This is a genomic window from Shewanella frigidimarina, from assembly GCF_003797125.1.
Classification (GTDB): domain Bacteria; phylum Pseudomonadota; class Gammaproteobacteria; order Enterobacterales; family Shewanellaceae; genus Shewanella; species Shewanella frigidimarina.
Genome location: NZ_RKKE01000002.1, coordinates 825966 through 840735, shown reverse-complemented (window position 1 = coordinate 840735; position 14770 = coordinate 825966). Strand labels below are relative to the sequence as shown.

12 protein-coding genes and 1 riboswitch are annotated in these 14770 nt (G+C 42.3%); of the genes, 8 read left to right on the top strand and 4 right to left on the bottom strand.

Going from position 1 to position 14770, the window contains the following annotated elements; all coding sequences use genetic code 11:
- Positions 1-109: 109 nt before the first annotated feature.
- Entirely contained in the window at positions 110-1396 is a 1287-nt protein-coding gene (locus EGC86_RS08605) for an acetyl-CoA hydrolase/transferase family protein (RefSeq protein WP_123777247.1), read from the top strand.
- Between the two features lie 886 nt (positions 1397-2282).
- Here the strand turns inward: EGC86_RS08605 and EGC86_RS08600 are convergent.
- A complete protein-coding gene (locus EGC86_RS08600) occupies positions 2283-2621 on the bottom strand; it encodes a cytosolic protein (RefSeq protein WP_123777246.1) in 339 nt (112 codons plus the stop codon).
- Positions 2622-2870: 249 nt separating this feature from the next.
- On the opposite strand from EGC86_RS08600, the gene EGC86_RS08595 reads away from it, so the two are divergent.
- The 6 genes from EGC86_RS08595 (at position 2871) to EGC86_RS08570 (ending at position 8319) form a co-directional block, all read left to right on the top strand.
- A complete protein-coding gene (locus EGC86_RS08595; RefSeq protein WP_123777245.1) occupies positions 2871-3479 on the top strand; it encodes a tetratricopeptide repeat protein in 609 nt (202 codons plus the stop codon).
- Positions 3480-4714: 1235 nt separating this feature from the next.
- Positions 4715-5137: a thioredoxin TrxC gene (gene trxC, locus EGC86_RS08590; RefSeq protein ID WP_123777244.1), complete on the top strand. Its 423-nt coding sequence runs from the start codon at positions 4715-4717 to the stop codon at positions 5135-5137.
- Positions 5138-5231: 94 nt separating this feature from the next.
- Entirely contained in the window at positions 5232-5678 is a 447-nt protein-coding gene (locus tag EGC86_RS08585) for a DUF3465 domain-containing protein (protein ID WP_123777243.1), read from the top strand.
- A 318-nt stretch (positions 5679-5996) separates the two neighbouring features.
- Complete coding sequence (locus EGC86_RS08580) at positions 5997-6650, top strand: DUF6795 domain-containing protein (RefSeq protein WP_123777242.1); 654 nt, start codon at positions 5997-5999, stop codon at positions 6648-6650.
- Positions 6651-6692: 42 nt separating this feature from the next.
- Complete coding sequence (locus EGC86_RS08575; RefSeq protein WP_123777241.1) at positions 6693-7835, top strand: lipase family protein; 1143 nt, start codon at positions 6693-6695, stop codon at positions 7833-7835.
- 70 nt (positions 7836-7905) lie between these two features.
- Positions 7906-8319, top strand: coding sequence for a hypothetical protein (locus EGC86_RS08570; protein WP_123777240.1), 414 nt, complete (start codon positions 7906-7908; stop codon positions 8317-8319).
- A gap of 83 nt (positions 8320-8402) precedes the next feature.
- Here the strand turns inward: EGC86_RS08570 and EGC86_RS20865 are convergent, their stop codons facing one another.
- The 3 genes from EGC86_RS20865 to metH all read right to left on the bottom strand — a co-directional run bounded on the left by EGC86_RS20865 (position 8403) and on the right by metH (position 13475).
- Positions 8403-8558: a hypothetical protein gene (locus EGC86_RS20865; protein ID WP_165872365.1), complete on the bottom strand. Its 156-nt coding sequence runs from the start codon at positions 8556-8558 to the stop codon at positions 8403-8405.
- Between the two features lie 159 nt (positions 8559-8717).
- Positions 8718-9203 carry a DUF6795 domain-containing protein gene (locus EGC86_RS08565; protein ID WP_123777239.1) on the bottom strand — a complete coding sequence of 162 codons (486 nt, stop codon included), beginning with the start codon at positions 9201-9203 and terminating at the stop codon, positions 8718-8720.
- Between the two features lie 555 nt (positions 9204-9758).
- The gene (gene metH / locus EGC86_RS08560; protein ID WP_123777238.1) at positions 9759-13475 is read right to left on the bottom strand and encodes a methionine synthase; all 3717 of its coding nucleotides are present in this window, start codon (positions 13473-13475) and stop codon (positions 9759-9761) included.
- Positions 13476-13745: 270 nt separating this feature from the next.
- Between metH and EGC86_RS08555 the strand changes: the two genes are divergently transcribed.
- Positions 13746-14489, top strand: a complete 744-nt coding sequence (locus EGC86_RS08555; protein ID WP_011636347.1) for a histidine phosphatase family protein — start codon at positions 13746-13748, stop codon at positions 14487-14489.
- 97 nt (positions 14490-14586) lie between these two features.
- A riboswitch (cobalamin riboswitch) is annotated at positions 14587-14707 on the top strand.
- The last annotated feature ends 63 nt before the right edge of the window (positions 14708-14770 follow it).

Below are 14770 nucleotides of genomic sequence, written 5' to 3'. Positions count from 1 at the left end.
TCAATTACTCAACTATTTTGTGCTAGCTCAACGTTACCACTACCAACACTATTAAAGGGTGAATTAACCGCTTACACTACAAATAGCTTAATTACCTTGAGTAATATTAATGAAACCAATTATTTGTAGCAGTGCATTAGAGGCCGTGTCCTTAATTGAAAGTGGTGAAACCTTGTGGACTCATTCCATGGGGGCAACCCCAACATTATTGTTAGACGCGTTAGCCCAACATGCGTTAACAAAGCATGGTTTAACATTATTGCAGTTGCATACCGAGGGTGCAGAGTCGTTAAGTGATCCCCGTTTAAAGGATCATCTACGCCATCGTTGTTTCTTTGCTGGCACACCCACGCGCTCGCTGTTGCAACAAGGTGATGCCGATTATGTGCCAATTTTCCTCTCTGAGGTGCCCAAGTTGTTTCGTTCCGGCGAACAGCATATCGACACTGCTATCGTTCAAGTTTCCCCACCAGATAAACATGGTATCTGTTCGTTAGGTATATCGGTTGAGGCAACGTTAGCGGCCTGCCAAATGGCGGGTAAAATTATTGCTCATATTAATCCCATGATGCCTCGCACCCATGGTGACGGTTTTATTCATTACAATAAGTTCGCAGCCGTGTATGAGCAGAGCATGCCTTTACCACAACATCTATTCGCCCCAAGCGATGCGATAAGCTTGGCCATCGGCCAGAATGTGGCCAAATTGGTACTTGATGGCGCTTGCTTACAAATGGGCATTGGCGCCATTCCAGATGCTGTATTGGCGTGCTTAACCGAGCATAAAGATTTGGGCGTTCATACTGAGCTATTTTCTGATGGTGTGCTTAATTTGGTCGAGCTTGGTGTGATCAATAATAGTCGTAAGAAAGTCCATCCCGGCAAGACGGTGACAGGCTTTGCATTGGGTAGCCAACGACTTTATGACTTTGTTGATGACAATCCTTCGGTGATATTCATGGATATTGAGCAGGTTAATGACACTGCGATTATTCGTAAAAATCCGAATGTAATGTCAATAAACTCCGCGTTACAGGTCGATATTTCAGGGCAGGTGTGTGCTGATTCACTGGGCACTCAAATATACTCAGGTGTAGGTGGTCAGATGGACTTTATACGCGGCGCAGGCCTTTCTGAAGGCGGCCGTTCTGTCATCGCATTGCCCAGTACTGCGGCTAATGGCACGGTGTCTCGGATTGCCACAGTATTATCCCCTGGCGCTGGCGTGGTAACCACCCGTGCGCATGTACACTATATCGTCACAGAGTATGGAACCGCTTATCTACGCGGTAAGTCGTTACGAGAACGAGCGCGTGCGCTTATCGACATTGCCCACCCCAAATTTAGAGAGCAGCTTTGCCAAGAAGCTTTTGAGATGTGGCGACTTAAGGTTTAAATACTGTTGTTGAACAGTTTGAGTCAATTTTTTCTTTATGGCCTGCGGCCACAACCACTTAAGATCGCAAGGTTCCACCCTGCACGGGCCAAAAGGGGATCAACAGCTATTCCCTCTTGGATCACCCCAGCCGTTCCGGCAACATTTTCGCTTTTTATAAAACAACAGCTGCGAAAAAATTGCGACGGAAAGTAATCCAGCTTTTGGCTTCATCTGTAATCAGCTTCGGACTTATTCGAAAATGCTAACGCTTCCGATGGTACATCCTGTACCGCGAAAGCTAAGCTCACATCTGATAGGCAGGATGCCTGAATGCCTTGTAGCACATGGATGTGCGAGAAAGGCCATGTGAGCTTCACGCTATTTTCTTCAACGTCCTCAAGTTCAGAGTTGAATCACGCCAACTGCAAGCAAGGTATGCAAATCATTTATGCCCCAAAATGAGTTTGGAATATGGCCTGCGGCCACTAACGTCGTGGCGCTTCGCCCACACCAGACCAAGAGGAAACCAACGGCTGTTCCCTCTTGGAACTCCCAGCCGCCCCGCAACATTTTCAAACAGCGAAAAGGTCGCCATGGGGTAGATCCAGCTTTTAACTTTATTTTTAGTTAGCCTCGGCCTTATTCGAAAATACTCACGCTTCCGATGGTACATCTGATGTGAATGGATTCACGAATGTCGTGATGGCAGGATGCCAAGGAACGACCTGTACCTCGAAGCTAGCCTGACGTCCTGTCAGGCTCACGCATTCTTTTATAAAGAGTCTTCAACGACCTCAATTTAAATGTTGAACCGGTCCATTTCCAAGTCAATAGAACTAAGTCGTTTTTACCCCATTCCTTGCTAGGGATGCCAATTCGCCGATTTCAACTTATTGAATAATTTTCAGTCTATTCGGGTAATAAAGGTTTGCTCGTCATCCACAAAAGCTACAAAGCCGCCGTGATAGATAAATACCCGACCATGCCCCTCAACTAAGCAGGCAAGCTGTGGGTTCAAATCTTCTTCGTTACCCTGTCTTTGATATGTGCCGATATCGGTGATTACGCCGCTGAGAGTAGGCAAATATCTATAAGTTCGCTTTGCTTGATCAACCAGGTTCAATTCGCTGGCGGTAGAGAAGCAAGAGGGTATCGTACCGGCTTCTTCGATAAACATAGTTTTCAGTTCTTCAAAAGCTGTGATCACTAGCCAGTCGATGCCGTTAACATGATGGATAAACATTGAGTTTCTCGGTAATTCTGATACGGAGATTTTAACATTATCAGGGGCAGAACATAGTAGAGATTTAGTAATTCTGTGCATTTACGGTCATTCACTAGGCCACCTTGAAACACGTCTTTGCCCCTTTCAATGTTAGGGCCGATTACCCACTCAGTTCAGTAGAACTTCATTTGGCTTACTTTTCCTCATACCATTAATGTGTTTCAATATCTGGTGTTGGGGGAAGAATAAACTGAAGAGGGCTCTATAATGCATCCAGAGTATGATGAACTGTCTTTATGGGATGATGCAATACGTCTGGTGAGTGAAAATAAATACGACCAAGCTATTTATCTATATAAAAGTATGGCTAAAAATGGAATTGATGAGGCGTTGGTTGAAATAGGGCGGCTGTATGAAATGCCATCAACAGCGACTATTGAACAAGACTTTTCAAAAGCGGCTACATATTATAAAAAAGCGATTGATTTAAGTGATGACATGTATGCTTATACAGCTCTTGGAAGGCTTTACTTTTTCGGGGTCGGTGTGGATCAAGACTACATAAAATCAAAACAGTTGTATTTGATAGCTGCGAATATGGATGGACTAGTAGCCACATTGATGTTAGCTCGTATTTATCGTTACGGGCATGGTGTTCAACCTAATTTAACTAAAGCAAAAGAGCTCTATCAGAAATCAATTAGGCTTGGAAGCTATGTAGCCCTGAAGGAGAGTGGTGGGTTGGATATTTCTTGTGGTGAGGTTGTAAAAGGAATAGCAAAAGTAATAAAGGGGACTTGGAATATTTTCTTAAGGGTGCGAAAAGACATATCTAATTATGGAGTTATTGTTAGTGAATGTGTAAAAAACCAATAGAGAATATTTATCAGGACAGGTATGACCAATCGAATTTAGGTCGCGTTTAATGTTGTTAACTTATTCACTCCTAAATTAGCCCCAATCATTGGGGCTTTTTGTTGCGCTGAAGAAGACAATTTAACCAGCAGAGTGTGCCGTGCTCACCAGTAGAAGGTATCAGTTGTGAACAGTAGTCTGTGCAATTGTGAAGTTGAGCTGTGAATTTTACCACTTACTCAGCAGTTTTCAGTACAAAACCTTATCTGAAAAAATATAAATTGATTAATCGTTCTAACTCGGAAATGTCCATAAATGATTTAGATTCCTTGATTGAAAAAGCCTAAATTCAGCTTTGAACTTGAGGCCGTTGAAGAAAATAGCGTGAGCTGGCCATATATGGCCCGCTAGCTTTCGCGGTACAGGATGTACCATCGGAAGCGTTAGCATTTTCGAATAAGGCTGAAGCAGACTACAAACTAAGTCAAAAGCTGGATCAATCCCCATGGCGACCTTTTCGCTGTTTGAAAATGTTGCGGGGCGGCTGGGAGTTCCAAGAGGGAACAGCCGTTGGTTTCCTCTTGGTCTGGTGTGGGCGAAGCGCCACGACGTTAGTGGCCGCAGGCCATAAGTTATAAACCATAAGCTAAAATAGAGCCGCATTTAGTGGAATCAGGGTAAACTTTTATAAAAAGATAAGTTCTAATCCACTTCTGTCCATAAATGAGTTAGATGCCTCAGCTTGAAATGCCTAAATTCAACTCTGAACTTGAGGCCGTTGAAGAAAATAGCGTGAGCTGGCCATGGCCTTTCCCGCACATCCATGTGCTTCAAGGCATTCCGACATCCTGTCAATCAGATGCCTGCTAGCTTTCGCGGTACAGGATGTACCATCGAAAGCGTTAGCATTTTCGAGTAAGGCCGAGGCCGATTACAAACGAGGTTCAAAGCTGGATTAATTTTAGTCGCAATTTTTCGCTGCTATTGTTTGGTTAAAAAGCGAAAAAGTTGCCGGAACGCTGAGGGTTTGCAAAGGGGTACAAGCGTTTTACCCCTTTGCTCTGGTGTGGGTGAAGCGCCACGACGTTGGTGGGCGCAGGCCATAAAGCGAATTAATCCGGCAGGGTGGAACCTTGCGATGTTAAGCGTTGATGGCAGCAGGCCATAATATAATACATTAAAACGATTATTCGTTTAACACACCAACAAGGTTTATGATTGAAGAGTCTCGATAATGAAGTTGATGAGGTCTAATCATGATAATAGCTTGCCCCCATTGCGATACCTTAAATCGCGTACCGGAAGAACGTCTTGAACAACAACCAACCTGTGGGAAGTGTAAACAAAGCCTATTCGTTGGTGAACCGATAGAGCTTACTGCTGCCAATTTTAGCCAGCATGCTAATAAATCAGAGTTACCACTGGTGGTCGACTTTTGGGCTAGCTGGTGCGGTCCGTGTAAAAACTTTGCGCCGGTATTTACTCAAGCAGCCAAGAAATGGGAACCTAAGTTTCGTTTCGGCAAGCTCAACACCGAAGAGCAACAAGCCCTTGCTGCCCAATTCAATATTCGCTCGATCCCAACCCTGATGGTATTTAAACAAGGCAAAGTGCTTGCACAACAATCCGGCGCTATGCCCGCATCGTCATTTAACCAATGGCTAGAGTCGATTAAATAGATTTTGGACGTTAGATTACTTATTAAAAACGCGATAAACTATCGCGTTTTTGTTCAGCTTTATTTTGATTGTTGTTTAAAAGGAATTAATAAACATGAAAAAAATCTTAGTTATCTGCTTACTTGGCCTCGCGATATTTGGCTATTTAGGCAAAAACGTTGAAACCACTCAAATTGTACAAAACGTTTATGCTGGCTATACCGCTGGCAGTGATAGTGCGTTACAAAATGCCATTGATAATAAGCAGAGTAACCTTCAAATCGGTGGTTCAGGGTATGTGGTAAAAATACTTTTCGATGATCTTAAAGGCAGCCGCCATCAACGATTTATTCTAAAAATAGCCAGCGGAAACACGCTATTAGTTGCCCATAATATTGATTTAGCCCCACGGATAGAAAACTTAAATGTCGGTGATACCGTCGAATTTTACGGTGTTTATGAATTTAATAACAAAGGTGGTGTCATCCATTGGACTCACCACGACCCACGCGGCCAACACCCAGGCGGCTGGCTAAAACACAATGGCAGCGTTTATCAATAAACCGTAGCTTTATTGATGTCCAAACAAAGCAAAGTCCTCAGGCAACAGTCCGGAGCATGCCAATATCATCAGTTTACCAATTGTTAGAGTCGATTCAGTCAATTTTTATTAGTGCATGGATTCTATATTGTTAATTTATATACAAGAATGGAATTACTAAATTTAATGTTTATAGTGTGTTTTTTACATCCAATAGGGCTATAGATTACAAAAGATTTTTTGGTTAAAGTTAGCTTCCCAATAGGCAGGGATGTTCTATTCTATCTCTATATTACGAGTGATTTTTTATTTTTATTACATGAGCAAGAGGTTGGGAGGATGTTAAAAAGTATTATTGATAAATATCGTTATTTTCTATTATTTACGGTTTCGTTATGTTTATCTGTAATCGTTTTTTTTTCATATGCTTATCCTGAAGGAGATGAAACTGTGTTCGGATTTTTGAAACGATATGAAGTTGAGTTATCGGCTCCTGTCAAAGGGCGTATTACCCGTAATGGCATTCCAGTTTTGGGTATGGAGGTTGTTAGAGAGCTCTCCTATGGTGGATATGATAAAGGCGAACCGATTATTGACTATGCATTAACCGATACAAATGGTGAGTTTTCATTTAACGAGGTTAAAGTTAAGTCAAATGCCCCAGGTAATATTTTTGGACAAGATGCTCGTCTTAGGCAAGAAATTTACATTAAGAAAGATCTTGACGAGATAAAAGATGGGGAAGATAAGTATTACTGGCTTTGGTTTATAAGTAAAAATTGGACTTCAGTACCTTATTTAAATCAGTATTTAATGCAATTAAATGCAGACTTACAAAACAAAGAATTACAATATGAAGTCGATTTAACTCAGTTTGGTTTGAGGTCAAGCCAACCAATAGCCTCTATTTGTTATTGGGAAGGTGAATTGTTTTCTGTTTATTATGGTGAAGATTTAGAAGAGATTACGAGTTTTGATAATTTAAAAGACTAGATTTATTAATTTAGTCTCGCCTACTTATTTTAAGGATGAAATATGAGTGTTATAGCCCCAAATATAGCTTCTTTGCTAGCGTTGCTAGCTTATGATATTAAAAATCCCTCTGGAAAAATACTTCCCGATAGAAGAGTCAAGAAGCATTTCAAATTTAGTACAGATGATGTTCAGCAAGCATCGTCAGGTGGTTTCTTTTGGCGTGAAACGACAGGGTTTTTACTTATTGGCCAAGGACATAGTCAGCAACATAAGGGCGACCACGTAATCGCAATACGAGGAACAAATACTTTAGCTGATGCGGTAACCGATATAACCGCCCACTCAAAAAGCAATGATTCAGGTAGCTTAGTTCATACCGGTTTTCAAACAACATTTGAATCTTTTAGGGATGGATTAGCTACATACTTAGATAAACCTGAAGTGTTAAACAGTACAGGTATTATCCATTGTGTTGGTCATAGTTTAGGCGGTGCATTAGCAACTTTAGTCGCGAATTGGGTAAAAACTACATACAACAAAACCGTTTACTTATACACTTTTGGCTGTCCTCGAGTTGGGTATAAAGACTTTGCGATTAAAAGTAGCGCTCGCATTGACAAAGTATATCGCTGTGTTCATGGCTCTGACCCTGTCCCTAAAGTTCCTGTTTGGCCTTTCTGCCATGTGCATATTAATGGCAGTGAGTATGTGCCTGTGAGAGAGCAGGGCTTAAGCCCTAAAGCGCATAGTATGGAAACAGCACCCGGTTATGTTCATACTACTAACTATGAACAATGGGATGATATGTACAGCCAAGTTGCTGGTTCTATGTATCAGCGAGTCGTTCTTAATTACGAAAATAGATTACAAACGACATATTCTTCACATTGGGCTGATAAAATTGCAGCTGCTTTAATGACACTTATCATTGATGGTGGTGGTACCGGTTTGATTGCGGCAATACAAGCTGGTGGGACAACAATTGCCACTGCTTATGATCTTATGGCAAGATTTGTTTGTGATCTTGCCAATACAGTTGGCTTTGAAGAACAGTTAAAAGGCTTGTTAGGGCATATGATTGTTTTTGCCGGAAAACCTGCTATTACCGTGATTAAGTATACTTTTTCATTCATAAAATGGGTTTTTAACATTACTCTTGGTCGTCTTAATAACCAAGCAAGAAATGCAATGAAAAATGTGTAATATGCCTTTAATGGTTTTAGCACATATCAACAATTAATCTGAATAGTTGTATTTAGCTGGGGGGGAGGGTATGGGATTAATTGTAGGGCCATTGATATTATTTTGGATTTTAGTTGGAATATATTCATTAACCATTGGGTATGATGTTTTTAGCTATTATTCCTTTTTCCCAGGTGGGATTGTAATAGGTTTTGTGACATTGCTTTCGGTTAATTTTTATTTCGTACTCCCACTTGAATTTCTTAAGAAGAAAAAAACACTTGGCGCATTTGAGATACCACTTATGTATTTTGCAAATAAGTTTGCATTTATGTGCTTTTTAGCGGCGATACTAATACACTGGTATGGAAGTGGATTTTTAAGTAATGATTTTTTTAAACCCATACCATTTATAGTTATGTTCACTATTTCTTTTGGGGGGATAATGGCTACAGTTAATGCTGATACTTTTATGGAAGAAAATAATATAACTAAGACATTTTAATGGAAGAGGTGTTCATATTTTTAGAGTTTTAGAGTTTTAGAGTTTTAGAGTTTTAGAGTTTTAGAGTTTTAGAGTTTAATATTTTAATTATCGTATTGTTTGCGTTTCTCAACTTCAAGTTGTTCTAATTCTGGCCAGCGACAAATACTCAATACCTGTAGTCGTGGAACTCCATTACTAATTTCTTCTATGATCTCTTGGTTAATAGCTTCATTGGATAAGTCACAATTTAACTGCACTAATCTTTCGGCTAATAGAGGAATATGCTTTTCACCTTTAGTTACAGAAGAGTGATTATGTAAGGGTATTTTCTATTGAGTGAGTAAATGCTCATTCTATATTCTTATTGGATGGATATTCTATCCGCAAAGATTGATCTTGATTGGCCAGACTAAATATCATCCGTATTTTTCTCTTTTCTGTACTTCCAATCGTTCTAATTCTGGCCAGCGACAAATACTCAATACCTGATAGCGCACAACACCACTAGGGAACGCTTCATCAATGATTTCATTTTTAACTTCTTCATTTGATACGTCGCAGTTTAATTGCGTCAACCTTTCAGCTAAATATGAAATATGTTTTTCGCCTGTAGATACCGATAGCCAAAGTCTTAGATCTGAATGACTTCCTTCAGCGATTTTAATAGTTTGAGATACACGTGTTTCTGCAAAAGGCTTATTTGGATGTGCTGTGCTGTAAATGATTTCAGGAAAGCTAAATTTTCCATCAGCGTCTGTAGTGGTGTAGTCCCATTCTTTTTCTTCCATGACACCAGAGTATTGATAACCCCTTTTTAGCTTAATACCGGCTAGAGGTTTTCCCTCATGGGTTAAGCTACCTATCACTTCAGGAAACACTTCGACATCGACTTTTTTAAACATGCTAAACATTGACTCCTCCGAGTAGCAACTAACGGCGACAATCAGACACAGGAATGCAAAAATCCCAATATATGCTCTATAGGCCATAGATGAAGCAACTCCCTGCTTTGTAATTCAGATGATTATTATTTAAACGAAGTTATTGTAGAGTGATTCTTTAAGGGTATCTATTATTATAAATGACTATTTTTTATAGTGTAATAATGAAAAGGGTATGTCCGGCTGAGATCTTTTTACTTTATCCAGCAGTAGATTAAATTGAGAAGATCAATGACGTTTTGAGTTATTTATTGTAAAAACGACGAAGCTGGATCCCGGCTAAAATGCATTGCCGGAATGACGCTTGATTTGACCCGTGCTGTATGGAGCCTTTTGACCAAAATCCAAACCAAGTTTGGACATAAAAAAAGAGTAACCGTGATGGCTCAAGGTTACTCTTTATTTTTAATTACTCTCTAATTGCGAGTACTTTTTATTCAGGAGCACTATCTACTCAGGGCTGCTCTCTATTCAGGATCTCTTTCTACTCTTGACCTCATTCTATTCGAAATAAATCTATTCTGGATCATAGTCCAATATCGGTGACAACCACTTCTCTGCTTCTGCCAACGTCATGCCTTTACGCTTAGCGTAGTCTTCAACCTGATCTTTACCAATATTGGTCACGCCAAAATAGCGTGATTTCGGATGTGCAAAGTACCAGCCAGATACCGCTGCGGTTGGGTACATGGCAAAGCTTTCGGTGATGTTCAAATCGATAGTTTCATCGGGTTTGAGTAAATCCCATAACAAACCTTTTTCAGTGTGGTCAGGGCATGCTGGGTAACCTGGTGCAGGGCGAATGCCTTTATAACGCTCGCGAATTAACGCTTCATTGTCGAGTACTTCATCCGCGGCATAACCCCAAAACTCTTTACGAACACGTTCGTGCATACGCTCGGCAAAAGCTTCGGCTAAACGGTCTGCTAAGCATTTGAGCATAATAGCGTTGTAGTCATCGTGATTGGCTTCAAAGCGGGCAACATGTTCATCAATACCGTGCCCCGTCGTTACCGCAAAACCGCCCATGTAATCAGCAACGCCTGAATCTTTTGGGGCAACAAAGTCTGATAAACAGAAGTTGTCGTTACCCACGCGTTCAAGCTGCATACGTAGATGATGAGTGGTCATTTCCAATGTGGTGCGGCTTTCATCGGTATACAGTTCAATGTCGTCATGGTTGACGGTATTGGCTGGGAATAAACCGATTACTGCTTTGGCGGTAAGCCACTTTTCAGCAATGATTTGTTTCAGCATGGCTTGGCCATCAGCAAACAATTTAACCGCTTCTTCGCCGACGACTTTGTCTTTTAAAATTTCTGGGTAATGGCCGTGCAACTCCCAGCTTCTAAAGAACGGTGTCCAATCGATACGTTCAACTAAGTCTTCTAGTGGGTAGTCTTCAAACACTTGGCGGCCTAATACATTAGGTGTGAATGGGGTGTAGCTGTCCCAGTCGTGTTTGCAACGATTTTCGCGCGCCGCTTCAATCGATACAATGGTTTTACGCTTGGTTTGCGACAAACGTTTTTCACGCATCATGTCGTATTCTGCGTAGGCTTCGTCGATGGTGGCTTGACGAGTGGCGTTATTAATCAGCTTAGACACCATAGGTACAGCGCGAGATGCATCGGCAATGTAAATGGCACCGTGTGGATAATGCGGGGCTATTTTTACTGCAGTATGAATTTTAGAGCAGGTTGCGCCACCGATAATAGCTGGGATGGTTAAGCCTTCACGGTGGAAGGTTTTCACGTTGTGAACCATTTCATCCAAGCTTGGGGTGATTAAACCTGACATGCCGATGATGTCGATATTATGCTCTTTTACTGCATCGAGAATTTTATCGACCGATACCATCACTCCAAGGTCGACCACTTCGTAGCCGTTACAGGCCAGTACCACACCGACGATATTTTTACCGATGTCATGCACATCACCTTTTACGGTGACCATTAAAATTCGCCCGTTTGACTGGCCTGCCACTTTTTCGAGTTCGATATAAGGATTAAGGTAAGCGACGGCTTTTTTCATTACCCGAGCCGATTTAACCACTTGCGGTAAGAACATTTTGCCCGCGCCAAATAAGTCGCCGACCACGTTCATGCCGTCCATTAACGAGCCTTCGATAACATCGAGCGGGCGCACGGCTTCTAGGCGAGCGGCTTCGGTGTCTTCATCAATAAATTCGGTAATGCCTTTAACCAATGCGTGCGACAAACGTTTGGATACCGGCCAACTACGCCAAGCTAAATCTTCTTTTTTGGCCACTTGTGAGCCGTCGCCTCTAAAGCTTTCAGCGATGTCGAGTAGTTGTTCGGTGTTACTTGAGTCGGCAACCGGGCAAGGTAAGTTTTGGACTACGTTTTCAACCCGTTTTTTGAGCTCTGGGTCAATATCATCGTATATGGCTAACTGACCTGCGTTAACAATACCCATGTCCATGCCTGCTTGAATGGCATGGTATAAAAATACCGCGTGAATGGCTTCGCGTACTGGGTTGTTACCACGGAACGAGAATGACACGTTAGACACGCCACCGGAGATCATCGCGTGTGGCAAGGTGGCTTTGATGTCTTTTATCGATTCGATAAAGTCGACGGCATAGTTGTCGTGTTCATCGATACCGGTGGCAATGGCGAAGATATTGGGATCAAAAATAATGTCTTCTGGTGGAAAGCCAACCACATCGACCAAAATGCGATAAGCACGGGTACAAATTTGGGTTTTACGCTCACGTGTATCAGCTTGGCCGTCTTCGTCAAAGGCCATGACAATGGCGGCAGCGCCATAGCGCTTCACTAAGGTAGCTTGCTCAATAAACTTGGCTTCGCCTTCTTTCATCGAAATAGAGTTAACAATCGACTTGCCTTGAACACATTTAAGGCCCGCTTCTATCACTTCCCATTTTGATGAGTCAATCATGATTGGCACACGCGAGATGTCGGGCTCAGAGGCGATTAAGTTTAAAAACTTCGCCATAGACGCTACGCCATCGAGCATACCTTCGTCCATGTTGACGTCGATAATTTGCGCGCCATTTTCAACTTGCTCGCGCACGACATCTAATGCTTCTTCAAACTTTTCTTCTTTAATTAAGCGCAAAAACTTAGCCGAACCAGTCACGTTTGCGCGCTCGCCGACGTTAACAAATAGCGAGTTTTTATCGATAGTGAGTGGTTCTAGGCCAGATAAACGACACGCGACTGGAAGATCTGGGATCTGTCTTGGTTCGTGTCGGAGTACTGCTTCACGAATGGCATTAATGTGAGCCGGTGTGCTGCCACAACAACCACCGACAATATTGAGCATGCCTTCTTGCGCCCATTGATTAATGACTTCGGCCATTTCTTCTGGGGTTTCATCATAGCCACCAAATTCGTTGGGTAAGCCAGCATTTGGGTGGGCGGAAACATAACATTCGGCAATACGTGACAATTCTTCAACGTACGGGCGTAACTCTTTAGGCCCAAGGGCGCAGTTAAGGCCAATCGATAACGGCTTGATGTGGCGTAAAGAGTTATAAAAGGCTTCGGTTGTTTGGCCGGTTAGTGTGCGGCCTGAGGCGTCGGTAATAGTGCCCGAGATCATAACGGGTAAGCGATCGCCAAGCTGATCGAATACTTTTTCAATCGCGAACAGGGCGGCTTTGGCGTTTAAGGTATCAAAAATGGTTTCAACCATAATGATATCGGCGCCGCCTTCAATTAAGGCGCTGGTTGATTCGACATAAGCTTCAACTAATTGATCGAAACTGACATTACGAAATCCTGGGTCGTTAACGTCTGGGCTGATAGAACAGGTACGGTTGGTTGGGCCTAATACACCGGCAACATAACGTGGTGAACCAGTTTGTGCTGCTACTTCATCTGCTGCTTGGCGGGCGACTCGGGCGCCAGCAAGGTTAATTTCAGCAGCCAGTGACTGCATGTCGTAGTCGGCCATGGCAATGGTGGTGGCATTAAAGGTGTTGGTTTCAATAATGTCGGCACCGTTTAGCAGGTACTGAGTATGAATATCTTTAATGATTTGCGGTTGGCTGAGTACTAATAAGTCATTGTTGCCTTTAACATCGCAATGCCAATCTTTAAAACGCTCGCCACGATAATCTTCTTCTTCCAACTTATAGTCTTGGATCATGGTGCCCATGGCGCCATCTAAAATCACAATACGCTGCGCTAACAATGCATTAAGTTGTTCAAGTGTTTGACTGTAAGAAGTCGATTTCGCCATAACAGTTACCTTTTTATCACTATGTTGCTTGATACCTTGATTGAGATAAGCATACCCTTATTTTTACAATAGTAGGGCGATAACATCATTGTTATGTTCAACGGTCATTTGCAATGGTTGCGTTAACCGTTGCAGACAACTGCCGTGGACAATTGTTGCGTACAATGATTATCTTCTAAATGATTACCTGTTAAGATAGTATTTTAGACATATAAACGTATAGACGTCCATAGTACGCGAATTTTTACTGCCAGAGCAAGGCTGAATTAAATGAAACAAGCCAAGATAATTTTAATGCGCCATGGAGAATGCGAAGGTGGGTCTATATTTCGCGGCCAAACCGATGTAAAACTTACCGACACAGGGATGGCCCAAATGCAGCAAGCATTTGCAGAGCTGCAATTCCCCATTAGCCATGTGTTTAGTTCACCATTGCAACGGTGCCAGCAATTCAGCCAGCCTTTAACGCAGCGATTAACATTACCGTTAATGACGATACCAGCACTGCAAGAAATTGATTTTGGTGTGTGGGATGGGCAATCGTTTGATGCAATTTACCAGCAAAACCCCGCTAAATTTGATGCCTATTGGGATAACCCATGGTCGGCTGAAAGCACGCCAGATAAAGCCGAGTCGGTGATTGATTTTGCTGCGCGAGTGGAGACCGGGCTTATGAGCGTGGTCGATGAACTGTGGCGCTCATGTCAACAGCAGCACTCTTGTTTACTGTCAATCGACGAACAACAAGGGCAAAACGTGCCGCAAACCGCTCAAGCTGTCGATTGCCCCCATGCGTTAGTGATTACTCACGGCGGCGTTATGCGCTGCTTAATGGGCTATGTGCTTAAGGTTGGCCAATCTAGCGGATTATTCGCTAACCTAGCGATCCCCTATGCTGCTATTATGGTGCTCGATGTATATTGGCCTGATGATGTTGATAAGGTTGACGCTTTTCAAGTGACTGCAATGAATAACAATACCGCTAAAGTGAGCTTTACATTACATTGGCCGTAACATTTCATGAGCTTAACGTTACAACCCTAGTGTCACCATTTTTCGCTATAATTTGCATAATAGCGTGCGTCATAATTGTCGTAATAATCTGCGTCGTAACCATAGTGCCTTTCAAGGTATTGGGAATTGGGATAAGCCCAAACTGTACCCGCAACTGTAGATGTACCCATCGAGTATGGGGACATAAGTCAGATACCAGCTTTGAATAGCCTCAATATCCATGCCTAAGCGGGTGACTTAGGGGAGTTATTAAATAAATGTTTGTGTTAAATAATTGGACA

Bases quoted from the DNA above. Each gene is read 5' to 3' on its own strand.
- EGC86_RS08565 (WP_123777239.1), bottom strand. From the start codon at position 9,203: ATGTTTAAAAAAGTCGATGTCGAAGTGTTTCCTGAAGTGATAGGTAGC.
- metH (WP_123777238.1), bottom strand. From the start codon at position 13,475: ATGGCGAAATCGACTTCTTACAGTCAAACACTTGAACAACTTAATGCA.
- EGC86_RS08585 (WP_123777243.1), top strand. From the start codon at position 5,232: ATGAAAAAAATCTTAGTTATCTGCTTACTTGGCCTCGCGATATTTGGC.
- trxC (WP_123777244.1), top strand. From the start codon at position 4,715: ATGATAATAGCTTGCCCCCATTGCGATACCTTAAATCGCGTACCGGAA.
- EGC86_RS08555 (WP_011636347.1), top strand. From the start codon at position 13,746: ATGAAACAAGCCAAGATAATTTTAATGCGCCATGGAGAATGCGAAGGT.
- EGC86_RS08575 (WP_123777241.1), top strand. From the start codon at position 6,693: ATGAGTGTTATAGCCCCAAATATAGCTTCTTTGCTAGCGTTGCTAGCT.
- EGC86_RS08580 (WP_123777242.1), top strand. From the start codon at position 5,997: ATGTTAAAAAGTATTATTGATAAATATCGTTATTTTCTATTATTTACG.
- EGC86_RS08605 (WP_123777247.1), top strand. From the start codon at position 110: ATGAAACCAATTATTTGTAGCAGTGCATTAGAGGCCGTGTCCTTAATT.
- EGC86_RS08570 (WP_123777240.1), top strand. From the start codon at position 7,906: ATGGGATTAATTGTAGGGCCATTGATATTATTTTGGATTTTAGTTGGA.
- EGC86_RS08600 (WP_123777246.1), bottom strand. From the start codon at position 2,621: ATGTTTATCCATCATGTTAACGGCATCGACTGGCTAGTGATCACAGCT.
- EGC86_RS08595 (WP_123777245.1), top strand. From the start codon at position 2,871: ATGCATCCAGAGTATGATGAACTGTCTTTATGGGATGATGCAATACGT.